The sequence below is a fragment of the Ruania alba genome (assembly GCF_900105765.1).
GTDB lineage: Bacteria > Actinomycetota > Actinomycetes > Actinomycetales > Beutenbergiaceae > Ruania > Ruania alba.
The window spans coordinates 1,179,257-1,193,512 of record NZ_FNTX01000002.1 but is presented as its reverse complement, the minus strand read 5'-3'; the positions used below and the strand labels follow the sequence as shown (position 1 = coordinate 1,193,512).

Sequence of the window (14,256 nt, the reverse complement as noted above, 5' to 3'; positions counted from 1 at the left end):
TCAGCGCTCGGGGTGACCGCCGTCGGCGTCGTGATCCGATGCCGGTGTCTCTGCCGTCGGCGCGGACTCCGGAGCTGCGGCGCTGTCGTCGGCGGACGCACCCGAGGTGGTGAAGCCGGCGATGCGGTCCTTGACCACCTGCGCCGCCTTGTCGGTCATCTGCGCGCCCTGCTCACGCATCACGGTGCCGACCCGCTCCTCGGCGGCGGAGACGCGCTCCTGCACCTTGGGATTCTGCCACACGGTCTGCGTGGCACCCTTGAGCCGGTCGTACTGCTCCCGGCCGGCGCGGGTGCCGAGCACGTACCCGATGCCGGCTCCGATGATGAATGCGATCTTGCCGTTCATGCGTCCTCCCAGCTGCGATCGGTGTGCGCACCACCCTAGCGGCGTCCGCCGCCCCCATCCCCACCCCCATCGCCGAACGCAACCTGGTGCGGCATTCTGCGGGAACAACGCCGCACAGGGTTGCGCTCGGCCGGGTGGGGGGGCGGGGATGGACTACGGGGTGGATGACGGCGTGGAACTACCGGCTGGCGCGGGTCTGCTCGGTCGCTGCGACCAGGTTCCGCAAGGACTCGACAGTCTCGGTGTACCCGCGGGTCTTCAGCCCGCAGTCCGGATTCACCCACAGCTGGCGATCCGGGACCGCGGCCAGGGCCCGGCCCAGCAGGTCGACGATCTCCGCCTCGCTCGGCACTCGCGGGGAGTGGATGTCCCACACGCCCGGGCCGATGCCGCGGGAGAACCCGGCCTCGGCCAACTCGGGCACGACCTCCATCGCGGAGCGTGCCGCCTCCAACGAGGTGACGTCGGCGCCGAGGCCGTCGATGGCATCGATCACCTCGCCGAACTCGGAGTAGCACAGGTGGGTGTGCACCTGGGTGTGCGTGGCGGCACCGGAGGTGGCCAGCCGGAACGAGCGCACCGACCAGTCCAGGTAGGCCTGGTGATCGTCGGCGCGTAGCGGCAGCAGCTCACGCAGGGCAGGCTCGTCCACCTGGATCACGCCGATCCCGGCATGCTCAAGATCGCTCACCTCGTCCCGGAGCGCGAGCGCCACCTGGTCGGCCACCTCCCCCAGCGGCAGGTCGTCACGCACGAACGACCAGGCCAGGATCGTCACCGGGCCAGTGAGCATGCCCTTGACCGGTTTGTCGGTGAGCGAGGCCGCGTACCGGGTCCACTCCACCGTCATCGGTGCCGGGCGGGAGACGTCGCCCCACAGGATCGACGGGCGGGTGCACCGCGACCCGTAGGACTGCACCCAGCCGTGCTGGGTCACGGCGAACCCGTCCAGCAGCTCGGCGAAGTACTGCACCATGTCATTGCGCTCCGGCTCCCCGTGCACGAGCACGTCCAGCCCGAGCTCGGTCTGCAGCTCGATCACCCGGCTGATCTCGCCGCGGATCACCTCGGCGTACTGCTCCTCCGTGAGCTCACCCTTACGCCGCTGCGCCCGGGCCCGGCGCAGATCGCCCGTCTGCGGGAACGACCCGATCGTGGTGGTGGGCAGCGACGGAAGGTTCAGGCGCTCCTGCTGGGCGGTCGCACGCTCGGAGGCATCCGCCCGTTCGGTGTCGGCCGCTGTCAGGGCGGCGGTCCGCCGTCGGACCTCGTCGCGGCGCACACCGAGGGCCCCAGAGCGATCCTCGCGGACGGCGCGCGACGTCGTGAACGCCTCCGGTGCGGTCTCGGGTCCGGCGGTGAGGGCCAGTACCTCGCCGACCTTCTCGTCGGCGAACGCCAGCCACGAGCGCAGCTGCTCGGGCAGGTCGGTCTCGTCGGCCACGGTGTGCGGGACGTGCAGCAGCGAGGTGGAGGTGGCCACGCTGACCGGCCCGTCGTGGGCGGCGCGCAGGTGCTGCAGCCGCTCGGCAGCGGCGTGAAGATCAGTGCGCCAGACGTTGTGGCCGTCCACCAGCCCGGCGACCAGGGTGAGGCCGCGTGCGTGGGCGAGGGCGCCGTCGTCGGGAATCTCACCCTTCACCAGATCGAGGGCGATCGCCTCCACGCCCGTGCCGGCGAGCGTGGCGAAGCGCTCCCGAAGGTCACCGTACGGGGCAGCGACGAGGATCCCGGGGCGGTCGGCGGTGGCGGCGAGAGTGCGGTAGGCGCGGTCAGCGGCCTCACCGAGCTGCGCTGCGGGGACCGCGCCGTTGTCGCTGACCAGAGCGGGTTCGTCGAGCTGCACCCAGGTGGCGCCCGCGGCCGCCAGCTCTGCGAGCAGCTGTTGGTACACGGCCACCAGCTCGTCCAGCCGGGCGAGCGGATCGGTCCCCTTGGCCAGAGCCAGCAGGGTGACCGGCCCGACGACGACCGGCCGGGTGTGCACGCCGGTCGCCTGGGCCTCGGCGAACTCCGCCACCGGCGCCGAGCCGGGCGCGTGCCGCAGGGGGGTGTCCGGACCGATCTCGGGCACCAGGTAGTGGTAGTTGGTGTCGAACCATTTGGTGAGCTCGAGCGGGGCGGTCTCGGCGTCCCCGCGGGCCAGGCGGGAGTAGTCGGCCAGGCTGATCGGGGTGGAGGCATCGATGCCGAACCGCTCGGGGATGGCACCCACGGCCACAGCGGTGCTGAGCACCTGGTCGTAGTAGCTGAAGTCGGACGGAATCGCGGCGGCCTGCGGGTCGAGGCCCAGGTCGGTCAGGTGGGTGCGGGTGCGGGTGCGGAGCGCAGCGCCGGCCTCGGCGAGATCGGCCTTGGTGGTGGCCCCGGACCAGAAGGACTCCAGGGCACGCTTCAGCTCTCGACGCGGGCCGATGCGGGGGTAACCGAGGATCGTGCTGGCGGGGAACGCGGGCAGGTGATCGGACATGACAATCTCCAGACGTGTGTCAGTAACCACCCTGCCGAGCGCAACCTTGTGCGGCTTTTGGGGAGGCAGAAGCCGCACAACGTTGCGTTCGGCGAGGTGGGGGCGGGTATCAGGCGGGTGTGACGTGGGTCAGTCGGTCAGCGCAGACCGGAGGCGTGCAGCAGGTCCAGCACGGCCCTCGAGGAGTTGAAGGTGTAGAAGTGGATGCCCGGTGCCCCGGTCTCGAGCACCTCGCGCACCAGGCGCACGCTGGCGGCGAGCCCGCGGCGGTAGGCCTCCTCCTTGTCGGCGGCCTCGTCGAGATGCTCGAGAAGCACCGGGGGCACGGCCACACCGGTGAGTTCCACCATGCGGCGGAGCCGGTTCGGGTCGGTGAGCGGGATCAGGCCCGGCACGATCGGGATGTGCACGCCGGCCGCACGTGCTGCCTGAACGAGTTCGGCGTAGTGCCTGGCGTCGTAGAACAACTGGGTGATGGCGAAGTCGGCGCCCGCGGCCTGCTTCTCCAGCAGGGCGGAGACGTCGTTCGGGCACACCACCGGGCGACCGGACTCGTCGTAGGAACCACCGGGGTAGGTAGCCACACTGATGCTGACGTCGGCGCCGTCGCTGCCGAGGTGCTCGGTGGCGAGGCGCCGCAGCAGGTGCACGAGCTGGCTCGCGCGGGTCAGGCCGTCCGGGTGCGGCCGCCAGTCGGGTTGTCCGGCCGGTGGGTCACCGCGCAGGGCGAGGAAGTCACGGACCCCGGCCTCCAGCAGTGAGCTCACGTACTCGGAGAGGTCCTCCTCGCTCGCGCCCACGCAGGTGAGGTGAGCCAGTGGCGTGACCGGGGTGCCGCTCAGGATGCGCCCGATCAGGTCACGAGAGGTGTTCCGGGTGGACCCGGAAGCCCCATAGGTGACCGAGAAGTAGTCCGGCTGAATCTCCGCCAGGGCACCGACGGTGCGGGTCAGAGTCTGCTCACCCTTCGGGGTGCGCGGTGGATAGAGCTCGAACGAGACGCACGGGTCCGGGCGAGGGCTGCGGTAGAGAGTGGCGGTCGTCATGAGCGACCGCCACGGTTCGGATGTGGGTGAATCTGTGCCTGCATAGATGACTCCATCGAACCTGGCTGTAGCACCCTTCCCCGCGGGAGGCTTCCGTTGGGGGGTTGCTGCGGCGTCCTCGAGCCAGGACTCTCAGCCGCTCTGGATGGTCTGCACTCGATGCTACCGGTCCGGGAGGGCATCTACACCGCGTATCACCGACTGAGACCACCCGTCCATGGCATGCGGCAACACCAGCACCCGAAGATCAAACGTCGATCTGGCTACCACGCAGCAGGCAAAACGACGTTTGATTTCGGGATTGGGCGCCGATCCAGAGAGTGCTCGGGGTGGCGGCCGCCCCGGTGTCGGTGCTCGGGTGCAGACTCGGGAGCAAGCGCAGCACGCAGGAAGGAACGCGGAATGGCACGCACGGACCGTCTGCATGAGAACCTCACCCTGGCGGGTGCGCGCGACGAGCGAGACGCCGTCCTGGCGGCACTGGCCGACGCCGAATGGCTCGACCACGCCGGCACGGCCGGGCTGGATACCCGGGAGATGGCACTGCTGGACGATCTGGGCGCGCTGGACGCGCTGCTCTCCGAGAGCCGTCGCAGTGCGTGACACGGCCGAGCCCGAGACGCGCGCCGTGGCCGAACCGGCGCATGCAGGTTCGGCCACGGCCGCCCGGTAGTAGGCACCCCGGTCGCAGGGCGCCACGCGTCACGCCCGGATGCGTGGGCTACAGGTGTGCGCGCAGGTCGGTCACGATCGCCGTGAGGTGCTCTCGCGCCGCGTCATCGTCGATCTGCTCCACCACGTCCACCGCACGGTCCAGCGCACGGTCGGCCTGCCGCCCCTGACCTCGATCTGCGAAGCGTTCCGCCGAGTTCAGCTGCGCTCTGATCCGCCGGTACTCGGCTGTGCCGATTGAACCGTCCGCGTCGTAATCGTCGAGGTGTTGCCGCGCGGCATCGTAGGGAGCCGCCGGTTCCGGTTCCCTACCGTCATCCTCGACCACGAGCAGGCCCATGAAGACGAAGTCCGGCAGCACGACGCTGCAGATCCCGTCACTGACTTCCACGTCCAGGACAGTCTCCGTCAGCACCTCGGTCACCTGAGCAGGCGCCGGGAGCCCGATCCCCGCCCGCCACGTCACGCGGACGCCCGATGCCGGCGGTCCGACCGGGTTCTCTTCCCCGGGAGGCACACCGCCGCCGGAGTTCGTCTGGAACCAGGTGAGGTCATTGGTCACCGCGACGACCAGAGCACCGTCCGACCGCGAATAGGCCAAGGCGTACGAGTCCTGCGGACGCTCGGCTACGACGACTGGAGCGTCGGACAACTGATCCGCGACCACAGCTCGGAACGCGTCCTCTGCGTCGCCGGTGGCCGCCGGGTCGCTCCACGGCCATGACGGGTCGTTCACCACGACCGTGCCACCAGATGCCGCGAACGCATCCACGGATGCCTGCTGCTCGGCCGTCAGTTCATCGGGATTGGTCAAGACCAGAAGCTGATAGTCGTCCAACTCCCCGTTCGCCAGCTGGTGGTCGTTCACCACGCCGACCGGCACACCGGCCCGGGTGAGCACCCGATAGGCACCGGTCAGTGGCCACATCACCTCCTCCCACGCTTGTCGGTAGTCCCCAGCGCGGGCCTCGCGGCTCTCCTCCGCGAAGTGGCACGCTGCCCATCGCAGCGGTTGAGTGCCGGCGAAGTGCGGAGACAGGCGCGCTCCGAAGTCGAATGCCTCGCGCGCGGCCTCGATCGTGGTCTTCCCACGCGGCTGGTTGATCCCGAGCAGCACCGCCGGGTGAACATCGACGTTGGCTACACATCCATGAGAGACCAGATGCGCGACCATGGCAAGGGCGTGGTCGGTGTTCGGCACTCCCGTCGTCCACACATGGGAGGGGCGGCCATTCGCTGCACCGTTGACCACGGCCCAACCGAGCGCCTGGCTCACGTGTTCCGGGGGCTGCGCCAGGTCCGGGTTGTCCTCGAAGATGTCGAGATTCATCAAGGTCTTCGTCGCCAGCGTGACTTCCAACTTTGTGGAGTCCGCGATGCGGCACAGGCGTGTGGTGGAGTCCGGCCGGGTGAGGGCGGGGACAGAGGCGGCGCTCACGATGAAGAACGACTCTGGGTTCCGCGTCTTCATTTCATCGCGCCACCACAGGATCGTGTCCTCGATCTTGCGAGCCTTGTGAGCGATGAACCGGCGCCAGTTCGGATCGTGGTGGTCGTTCCCGGCCGGCATGCTGAGTCCGGTTTCGCTCTCGAAGGAGTCCTGGATCGCACTGCCCCAGATCCCGTCGAACGGCAGGTGGCGGTTGTCGAAGAAGAACCCGTCAACGCCCATGTCCGAGAGCTCGAGCAAACGATCGAGCACCACCTCGCCGTACGGACCAGTGATATCGAGGTAGTCACCCTTGCGTGGGTGCGAGAGGGGGTTTCCGTTCACGTCTCGGCAGACCCACTCGGGATACAGCTCGGCCAGCCGGTGCTCTGACATGAACCAGTAGTAGGCGATGATCCGCGCGCCCTCATCATGAACACGGTCGATGATGTCCTGACTGACGTTCGCACCGGCGTCGAGCTCGATATCGCCGTCGCACGTGAGCCGGTTACCGTCATAGAGGCGCGATCCGTCGTCGGGATGCCGCGGCTGGTCAGCAGGCCACCATGGATCTTCGATCCCTTCATTCTTGATCAGGTGAGTCTGGACCGTGGCACCCACATCTGCGAACAGGCCCGGCACCTCGGGTAGGCGTTCGTCCACATAGCCCCGGATGCCGCACAGGGACGCATGTGTCATCCCTTGAACACGTTCTGCGGTGAACCAGTCGGGCACAGATCCGTCCTCGGCGCCCACGTTCGCCAGACGCGGCATGCTCTTTCGTTGCGGAACGGTCCCTGCAGCGGCCGGATAGATCGGAAGCAAGGTCCCGACCGCTACCAGTCCACCACCTACGAGGAACGTGCGACGACTCTGTTCCATGGCACTCTCTCCCATCATTCGACGCATCAGCGCGGCATATTATGGATACGCCGACAACCGGGCGAGTCATCAAGAACTTCGTTCCCGAGATTCGTTATCCGCATTCACGTCGATCGCCACATCGCTGTGGACTCCAGAACGTGCACATGCGAATCGGAACGCTTTTCGGAGATCACAGTCACCTGTTCGGGTCACGATTTCGCTCGTATCACCGGCGCATCTTCGATATTAGCTCTCCGGCACGAGACCTTACAAGAGGAGATCACCGATGGCTCGATAACGGCGCGTTATCAAAAATCACTCCACGTCCGCACCAAATGGCACGGCCTCGACAGTTCATACGGCGAAGGGTAGCCTCGACACTCACACTCGTTCGCCCGAACGCACGCAGAGCGACCAATCGAGAATCGGAGTTCTTGGGTTCCATGAGAGAACAGACAATCGTGTTCCTCGCAGGAGATTCAACAGTGGCGGCGAGACCGATCCATGAAAAGCCCTCATTTGGCTGGGGAGTACATCTCGGCGCGACCCTCAACGCACGGATCTCGACCGTCACCGGCGAACCCATTCCAGTCTTCAATATCGCCAAGGGCGGCGCCTCGACCGATTCGTTCCGCGAAGAGGGCCTCTGGAAGGCACTCCTGGCGGAACTCACCCCAATCGACGTCGTCCTCATTCAGTTCGCCCACAACGACCAGAAGCTCGGGCACCTTTCCCCGGCGGGCGGGTTCTCGGCAAACATGGAGCGCTTCACCGACGATGTCCAGGAGTGCGGCGCACTCCCCATCCTGTGCACGCCGCCCGCGCGAAGGACCTGGAGCGGCGAGGAGCTCATCAACTCTCACGGCGACTACCCCGACGCCACACGTCGATTGGCAGAACGCCGCCAGATTCCGCTGGTCGACCTCACCGCCAGCACGACCGAGCTCATCAGAACGTTGGGCAGTTCGGAATCAGCTCGTCTGTACGCCCATCTCCCGCCCGGCCTCTCGCCGTCGTACCCAGACGGACTTGCTGACAACACACACTTCTCATTTGCCGGCGCCTGCGCCGTCGCTGAGATCGTCGCCGATGAGATCGAGGAAGTCGTCAGGGCCCGAGTCCACGGCACATCACCAGACGCAGGTCGATAGCATCACCTGATGGACATCCGGCAGCTCAGGTATTTCATCGCCACCGCCGAGGAGCTCCATTTCGGGCGCGCCGCAGCACGGCTCGGCGTTTCGCAGCCACTCCTCAGTCAACAGATCAGAACCCTGGAGCAAGAGTTCGACGTCGTTCTGCTCGAACGTACGAGCCGCCGGGTGGAGCTCACACCCGCCGGAGTTGCCCTCTTGGACGGGGCTCGAGCCGTGGCAGGTGAGATCGACCGTACCCGCGACGCCGTCCGCGACGTCGCCACCGGGCGCGGGGGAAGACTGACGGTCGGCTCCGTGGCAGCAGGCTTCAACGGTGTCTTGGTGCCGATTCTCAGGCGACTGCGAGTCGAGTCACCGGAGCTCGACGTGACGCTCCGATTGCAGCCGAGCAGCGCGCGGCTGCTTCGTCAGATTCGTGACGGCACTTTGGACGTCGCCCTGCTCCGTGGCGCGCCCGCCACAGCGGGAGTGACCGTGCACGGTCTCTACGACGAGCCATTCGTCACCTACATGCCAATCGGCCACCGGCTCGCCAAGGACGGCAGTACCGCGATGGCGCTCAGCGAACTGGCCGATGAGCCGATGGTCCTCTGGCCTCGTTCCATGGCTCCGCAATTCCATGATGTGATCGTCGGTGGCTGCCTCAAGAGTGGCTTTCACCCGAACGTCGTCTCGGAAGAGCAGAGCCTTGAGGCCCAGCTCGCGCTCGTGGCCGCAGGATTCGGAGTGTCACTTCAGCCGGCCTCCAATGCTCAGCTGACCAGGCTCGATCTCACCACGCGGCTCATCGAACCGGAGACACTGCGCTGCGGCATGGATGTTGCCTACGCTGTCAACCGACGTCCGGCAGCGCTCGACACTTTCCTCGCGATCGCTCGTGATGTGATCGCCGACGACACTCTCCTCAATCCGGCCGGTGACCAGCGGGCCCGCGGGACGCGCCCGGTCCGCTCCACCTGAGCACCGAGCGGACGACGGGCCCGTTTCCCGTCAACCTCCCCATCAATGACGACCGCGCTGGGATGCCAGTCCCCGGCTCCGCGCAGGTGCGGCAGCTCGGGGCGCCGCCCCGGCCAGTGCGCCCGCCACGATCCACTCCGGATTCTCTGCAGGTGCAACCTCGATCAGATACCGGGTCAGCCCGTCCCGGACGTCGGAGTGCTGGGCTGAGTGCGAGAGGTCTTGACGCTCCTGCGGGTCGTTGCTCAGGTCGAACAACTGGACGACGTTTCCGGCTGGGTAGTAGAGGAGCTTGAAGCGCTCGTCGCGCACCATGCAAGACTCACCTGAGCCCGTACCAACCCATCCCCAGTAGTACTCCCGCCGGCGTTCACTGAGCATGGAGATCCCCCCGATCCCCGCAGGCGTATCGACGCCGGCAAGGTCCGCCAACGTGGGCAGCACGTCTTCGAGCCCGCACAGTCGCGGGTCCGTCTGGCCGGCCCCTGCCCGCGTGTCCGCAGCTGCGCTGACGAGGATCATTGGGATTGAGGCAGCCCCCTCGTAGAACATCGACTTTCCCCACAAGCCGTGATCGCCCAACAGGTCGCCATGGTCGGAGGTGAACAGAATCACCGTCTCGTCGAGGATGCCCTCCTCGCGCAGCGTCCCGATGACCACCCGGATCTGATGGTCGATGTGTGTACACAGGGCGTAGAACGCGCGGCGAGCACGGTCGCGCAGCGATGCGGCGGGAGCCGCCGCCTGCCGCTGCAGAACCATCGGTGGCACCTGCTCGGCAACGAGCCACTCTCCGTATGGGGGCTCATCCAGATCTTCGTGCTGATAGAGGTCGGCGTAGGCCGCCGGGGGAACGAGAGGGGGATGCGGTGGAGAGTAGGACAGATAGAACAGGCCCGGCCTGGTGGGGTCGCGCCGCCTGATCTGCCGGCACATCTGCTCAGTGGCCCACGCCGTCGGATGTAGCTGCTCCGGCAGGTGCCAGGGCCGGGTCACGTACTGGTTGTTCCCCATGCCATGGGTGAAGGCTTGACCGGGGTAGCCCGCATCAGCAAGGGCCGTCTCGTAGTCGTCCTGCACTCCCCACTGGGTTCGTCCTTCCTCGCTCAGCAGCACGTCGTCGAAGCCGATCCGAGATCGTTGCGGATGAACGTGTAGCTTGCCGACCGCCGTCGTTTGGTAGCCGCCCTGCCTGAACACCTCAGCCAGGGTGGCCATGGGCGGCATCCGCGCGGTGGGTTCGTTCCATCTGAGGCCGTGTGTCGATGCGCTCGTCCCGGTCATCAGCGCGCGTCTGGCCGGGATGCAGACCGGTGTCTCACTGGAGACGTTGGTGAATCGAGTCCCGACGGCGGCCAACTCATCGAGGGTCGGCGTCTGGATCACGGGGTGCCCGGCGCAGCCGAGCAGGCGGGCCGGCCACTGGTCCACAGTGATCAGTAGGACGTGTCGGCCCTCGCTCACCGGATCGCCGTTCGGGCCGGCAACCGTCTGACGGTCAAGTCCGCATACTCGCCGATCATCGGCGCCATCTGCCGAAAGCCGATCCGTCCGCCGTCATGGGGTGGGCCACCGACCGATCCGTCGTCGGTAAATGTGAACGAGATCAGGCCATCAATGGCGAACACCACGGTGTCGGACTGCTTCACGATCTGCATCCGATAGGGCGGCCTGGCGTCAGATACCGGCGGCAACGGGTCCGCACCTTGCGCCACGAGGTGGAAACCGTGGCTCTTTCGCAGATTGCACGTGTGAAACGCGCGCTCGTGGGGAGCTCTCCTGCGGAAATAGGACACGTGATAGGCGTTGATGTCACCGCTGTGATATTGCTCGTAACGCCCGGTACGCGGCGCCAGATCAGGATCGAACACGTCGTCGCCGCCCCTACCGCGCGCTGCGAAGAACAAGATGGCCAGGCCCGGTTCGCGCACGGGCCAGAACTTCCATTCGATTGCCACGTTGTCGTCGAACTCTTCGTTGCACCACAGCACCAGGTTGGCGTCCTGACCCTCCTCGGCAGACCGGGTACTCTCCAACCGCATCCGCTCCAGGGGGAAGGTGACGGCACCGTCGCCCTCGAGCCGGAACCCAGCAATATCGGATTCGTTCCGTAGGTCGTTCGAATACAGCAACTCACCCTTGCTGAACGCCGCCGCTAGGTCCATGACATGTCCACCTTCCGTGTGCTCGCATCCACCATTAGCCTCACGCGCTGATCACGCAGAGTTGAGCGGTGCCGGAAGCATCACTCGCATAGAGGATCTGACGACCGTCACGGGACCAGACGGGATGGAGATGAGTTCCCAGGTGGGAGTGATCTGTGACGGCGACCTGCACCAGATGCTCGACAGTTCCGGACTCGGCATGGATCAGATTCAGTGACGCGGTGCCCTCTGACGCAATCACGTGGTCGACAACGACCCGGGTTCCGTCGGGCGAGTACGAGGGATGCCCGAACCCGCCCATAGCGGTCGTCGCCAAGCGTGTGTCACCGGTGCGCGTATCCATCAGGACCAGGCTGTTCCCGGGGCGATCACCGAATGGCGAGTTGGCGAAGATCTCCTCGCCACCGGGGTGCCAGCTCGGGTGCGCCCCGAATTCTCCGACCCGACGCAGGTTCTGGCCATCGGCGTCCACCACGTAGACATCCTTGACACGCGGAAGCTCGACGAACTTGGCGTCGTAGAACTTCTCGTTGGTGAAGACGAACATCAGGCGGCTCCCATCCGGTGACCACTTGGTGTGTTTCACATAGAGATGCCACCCGGCAATCTCTGCCCGTCGAGGGTGTAGACGTACGCAGTCCTCGATGCTGGCGAGCTGGTGTGTCGAGCCGGTCTCGAGATTCTGGACGAAGACGCCTGCGCTGTCGCGCTCACGCAGGACAGCGTCGTCGGACATGTGACGCCGGTCGGTGTGGAACGCATGCTCGTGGGCTCCTGGCCGGATCATCCGGAGGTCTCCGCGATGTTGAGACCTCTCCCCCGACGCCACGTCCACCCACGCGACGAGTGCCCCCGCCTCATCACGGTCACGGAAGTAGATCCGAGCGCCGTCATGGGACCACTGCGGCATGGCCCCGTCGTTCGGGGTCATCGCATGTGAGCTGGCGACCGAGACTGGTTGTCCACCATCGGCGTCGATCACGCAGATCTCTCCGTCCAGTGCGCCGGGTCGCCGCCTGCTGAACGTGACTCGACTGGTGATCGGACACCACGGAGGATTGTCGTAGTAGGAATGCACCGAGTGTGCCGAACTGTTCGTCAACTGCAGGATCTGACGGCCGGTCACCTCGTCGGTCCGCGTCAATGATTCGCCCACATCTCTCCTTCATCGTCGTGGCTCTGGACGGGCCACGGGATTCGGGCGCTCCGTGGCCATGACCCCTCATCCCCGCAGGGCGCCTCCGAGAATCGTCGCTCCACGCAGCACCGTCCGTTGCGTGAACAACAGCACCAGCAGTACCGGCGCCATCGTCAGCAGCGTCGCGAGGATCACTTCCGAGACGCCGATGTCGAACTGCCCGATCGTGTTCGGGTTCAGTTCGGGCGCAGCCGATGCGAGCACGGCGAGTCCAACAGGCAGGGGGAACTGGTCGCTGTTGAGCATGATGTAAGGCAGCAGGAATTCACCCCAGTTCCGCATGAACGAGAAGAACGTGACCAGCGCAATGATCGGCGCCGCCAGCGGCAAGGCAATCTTGACGAACACCTGCCACTCCGTGCACCCATCCACACGTGCAGCGTCATAGATGTCCTTGCCGATCGTGGTGGAGAAGTAGATGAACGTCAGGTAGATACCCAACGGGAAGACCGCACCCGGGAGAATGACGGAAAGCCGGTTACCGACCAGTCCGAGCGCCACCATCTCGAGGAACTGCGGCAACACCAACGCCCCGCCCGGGAGCAGGATGAGCCCTAGTGTCACGATGAGGATGGGTCGCCGCAGCCGGAATTGACACGCCCCCAGGGCGTACCCGGCCGGGATCGTCGCCACGAGAGTCAGCACGATCTGCGCACCGGTCAGGATGACCGTATTGCCCAACCACCCGAACATGGCACCGTTGTTGAACTCCACCAGGTGCTCCCACGATTCCGCGATCCGGGAGAACGAGCCAAACGCGAACGGAGGCCGAGTGGCGAGCTCTGTGCCGGACTTGGTGGCGGCCAGCAGCAGCCACAGCATAGGCAGGATCGCGTAGAGCGCCCACAGCAGGAGCCCGACCCAGGCAAAGATCCGGGCCACCCTGGTGTTGATGGACAGCCCCTGCCGAACGGGGCCACCTTCGGGCGGCGCAGATGCGGACAAACGCGGCCCACCCACACGAGGAGGTCGAGACGATACGCGTTGCTCAGTAGTGGGCATGATCAGATCTCCACTCGAAACAGTCCGGTCTTCTTCACCACGAGGACGGCCGCGAGGATGCCCAGCAGCAGAAGCTGGATGGACAGTGCCGCCGAGGCGGGAAAGTTGCCGTACTGGTAGGCGTAGGTGTACGCGAGCTGCAGCGGTGAGAAGTTCTCACCGACGGCCCCGTTCGTGACCGCCGACATCAACTGCGGCTCGGCAAAGAGTTGCGTCGAAGCCGCCACACTCACGATCAGCAGGTAGGCCACCCACTTACGCAGCAGGGGGAGCTTAATGCGCCAGATGAGCTGCCAGGAGTTCGCGCCGTCGATGGAAGCGGCCTCTTCGATCTCCCGTGGCACCGAGGACAACGCTGCGAACATCAGCAGAATGCCCTGCCCAGACGTCCACACGGCGATGATGGCGAACAGCACGGCCAGGCTGGCCGGACTGCTCGGACGCACCACGTGGTAGAGGCTGTCGAAACCGAGGGACTGGAGGAGCCCGCCGATCGGCGAGACCCGCGGGGTCAGCAGGAACAACCACAACAGCACGGCTGCCACGCCGATCACCGAGTGTGGCAGGTAGTACACCACCCTGAACGTCGAAGCCACCGCGGGGCGGCGCCCATGGAGCAGGAGAGCCAACCCGATCGAGACCACCATGGTCGGGACCAAGAACATCAAGGCATAGATCCCGAGGTTCTTGAATGTCTCGACGTACCGGTAATCGGTGATTACTGTCTCGAAGTTGCTCAGCCAGGCGAATCCTCCCTCAGGGCGTACGAACGCGAGATAGATGGCGTACAACGCTGGTAGCAACGCGAATCCACCGAGCAGAACGACGTAGAGAGCGGAGAAGGCGTATCCGGCCACCGACTGTCCATGGGTGACAGTCCGGCTACCGCGACGGCGCTCGACCGAGCGCGCCGGCGATTCAGTCAGCGTGGCCATGGGGCCTCCC

12 protein-coding genes and 1 riboswitch are annotated in these 14,256 nt (G+C 66.1%); of the genes, 3 read left to right on the top strand and 9 right to left on the bottom strand.

Going from position 1 to position 14,256, the window contains the following annotated elements:
- From BLU77_RS15860 to BLU77_RS15850, 3 genes are all read right to left on the bottom strand, one after another.
- Entirely contained in the window at positions 1–348 is a 348-nt protein-coding gene (locus tag BLU77_RS15860; RefSeq protein WP_175477149.1) for a YtxH domain-containing protein, read from the bottom strand.
- 178 nt (positions 349–526) lie between these two features.
- Positions 527–2,818, bottom strand: coding sequence for a 5-methyltetrahydropteroyltriglutamate--homocysteine S-methyltransferase (gene metE, locus BLU77_RS15855; RefSeq protein WP_089774030.1), 2,292 nt, complete (start codon positions 2,816–2,818; stop codon positions 527–529).
- 137 nt (positions 2,819–2,955) lie between these two features.
- The gene (locus BLU77_RS15850; protein WP_089774029.1) at positions 2,956–3,864 is read right to left on the bottom strand and encodes a methylenetetrahydrofolate reductase; all 909 of its coding nucleotides are present in this window, start codon (positions 3,862–3,864) and stop codon (positions 2,956–2,958) included.
- Between the two features lie 49 nt (positions 3,865–3,913).
- Positions 3,914–4,016, bottom strand: a riboswitch (SAM riboswitch).
- Positions 4,017–4,266: 250 nt separating this feature from the next.
- Here BLU77_RS15850 and BLU77_RS15845 point away from each other — a divergent pair.
- Positions 4,267–4,467 carry a hypothetical protein gene (locus tag BLU77_RS15845; RefSeq protein ID WP_089774028.1) on the top strand — a complete coding sequence of 67 codons (201 nt, stop codon included), beginning with the start codon at positions 4,267–4,269 and terminating at the stop codon, positions 4,465–4,467.
- Positions 4,468–4,585: 118 nt separating this feature from the next.
- On the opposite strand, the gene BLU77_RS15840 is transcribed toward BLU77_RS15845, so the two are convergent.
- Positions 4,586–6,847 (bottom strand): alpha-amylase family protein, encoded by a 2,262-nt coding sequence (locus tag BLU77_RS15840; RefSeq protein WP_089774027.1) that lies wholly within the window; start codon positions 6,845–6,847, stop codon positions 4,586–4,588.
- Between the two features lie 425 nt (positions 6,848–7,272).
- Here BLU77_RS15840 and BLU77_RS15835 point away from each other — a divergent pair, with 425 nt between their 5' ends.
- Together BLU77_RS15835 and BLU77_RS15830 are read left to right on the top strand one after the other, a co-directional pair.
- Positions 7,273–7,980: a rhamnogalacturonan acetylesterase gene (locus BLU77_RS15835; RefSeq protein ID WP_175477148.1), complete on the top strand. Its 708-nt coding sequence runs from the start codon at positions 7,273–7,275 to the stop codon at positions 7,978–7,980.
- 9 nt (positions 7,981–7,989) lie between these two features.
- Positions 7,990–8,946 (top strand): LysR family transcriptional regulator, encoded by a 957-nt coding sequence (locus tag BLU77_RS15830; protein ID WP_089774025.1) that lies wholly within the window; start codon positions 7,990–7,992, stop codon positions 8,944–8,946.
- A 42-nt stretch (positions 8,947–8,988) separates the two neighbouring features.
- Here the strand turns inward: BLU77_RS15830 and BLU77_RS15825 are convergent, their stop codons facing one another.
- From BLU77_RS15825 to BLU77_RS15805, 5 genes are all read right to left on the bottom strand, one after another.
- Positions 8,989–10,410, bottom strand: a complete 1,422-nt coding sequence (locus BLU77_RS15825; RefSeq protein WP_089774024.1) for a sulfatase-like hydrolase/transferase — start codon at positions 10,408–10,410, stop codon at positions 8,989–8,991.
- Positions 10,407–11,111: a DUF1961 family protein gene (locus BLU77_RS15820; RefSeq protein WP_089774023.1), complete on the bottom strand. Its 705-nt coding sequence runs from the start codon at positions 11,109–11,111 to the stop codon at positions 10,407–10,409. The genes BLU77_RS15825 and BLU77_RS15820 overlap by 4 nt, the downstream gene beginning before the upstream one ends.
- 40 nt (positions 11,112–11,151) lie before the next feature.
- Complete coding sequence (locus BLU77_RS15815) at positions 11,152–12,267, bottom strand: TolB family protein (protein WP_089774022.1); 1,116 nt, start codon at positions 12,265–12,267, stop codon at positions 11,152–11,154.
- 66 nt (positions 12,268–12,333) lie between these two features.
- On the bottom strand, positions 12,334–13,254 hold the full coding sequence (locus BLU77_RS15810; RefSeq protein ID WP_175477147.1) for a carbohydrate ABC transporter permease: 921 nt from the start codon (positions 13,252–13,254) through the stop codon (positions 12,334–12,336).
- A 59-nt stretch (positions 13,255–13,313) separates the two neighbouring features.
- On the bottom strand, positions 13,314–14,246 hold the full coding sequence (locus BLU77_RS15805) for a carbohydrate ABC transporter permease (protein ID WP_089774020.1): 933 nt from the start codon (positions 14,244–14,246) through the stop codon (positions 13,314–13,316).
- Positions 14,247–14,256 lie beyond the last annotated feature (10 nt).

Bases quoted from the DNA above. Each gene is read 5' to 3' on its own strand.
- BLU77_RS15860 (WP_175477149.1), bottom strand. From the start codon at position 348: ATGAACGGCAAGATCGCATTCATCATCGGAGCCGGCATCGGGTACGTG.
- metE (WP_089774030.1), bottom strand. From the start codon at position 2,818: ATGTCCGATCACCTGCCCGCGTTCCCCGCCAGCACGATCCTCGGTTAC.
- BLU77_RS15850 (WP_089774029.1), bottom strand. From the start codon at position 3,864: ATGACGACCGCCACTCTCTACCGCAGCCCTCGCCCGGACCCGTGCGTC.
- BLU77_RS15845 (WP_089774028.1), top strand. From the start codon at position 4,267: ATGGCACGCACGGACCGTCTGCATGAGAACCTCACCCTGGCGGGTGCG.
- BLU77_RS15840 (WP_089774027.1), bottom strand. From the start codon at position 6,847: ATGGAACAGAGTCGTCGCACGTTCCTCGTAGGTGGTGGACTGGTAGCG.
- BLU77_RS15835 (WP_175477148.1), top strand. From the start codon at position 7,273: ATGAGAGAACAGACAATCGTGTTCCTCGCAGGAGATTCAACAGTGGCG.
- BLU77_RS15830 (WP_089774025.1), top strand. From the start codon at position 7,990: ATGGACATCCGGCAGCTCAGGTATTTCATCGCCACCGCCGAGGAGCTC.
- BLU77_RS15820 (WP_089774023.1), bottom strand. From the start codon at position 11,111: ATGGACCTAGCGGCGGCGTTCAGCAAGGGTGAGTTGCTGTATTCGAAC.
- BLU77_RS15805 (WP_089774020.1), bottom strand. From the start codon at position 14,246: ATGGCCACGCTGACTGAATCGCCGGCGCGCTCGGTCGAGCGCCGTCGC.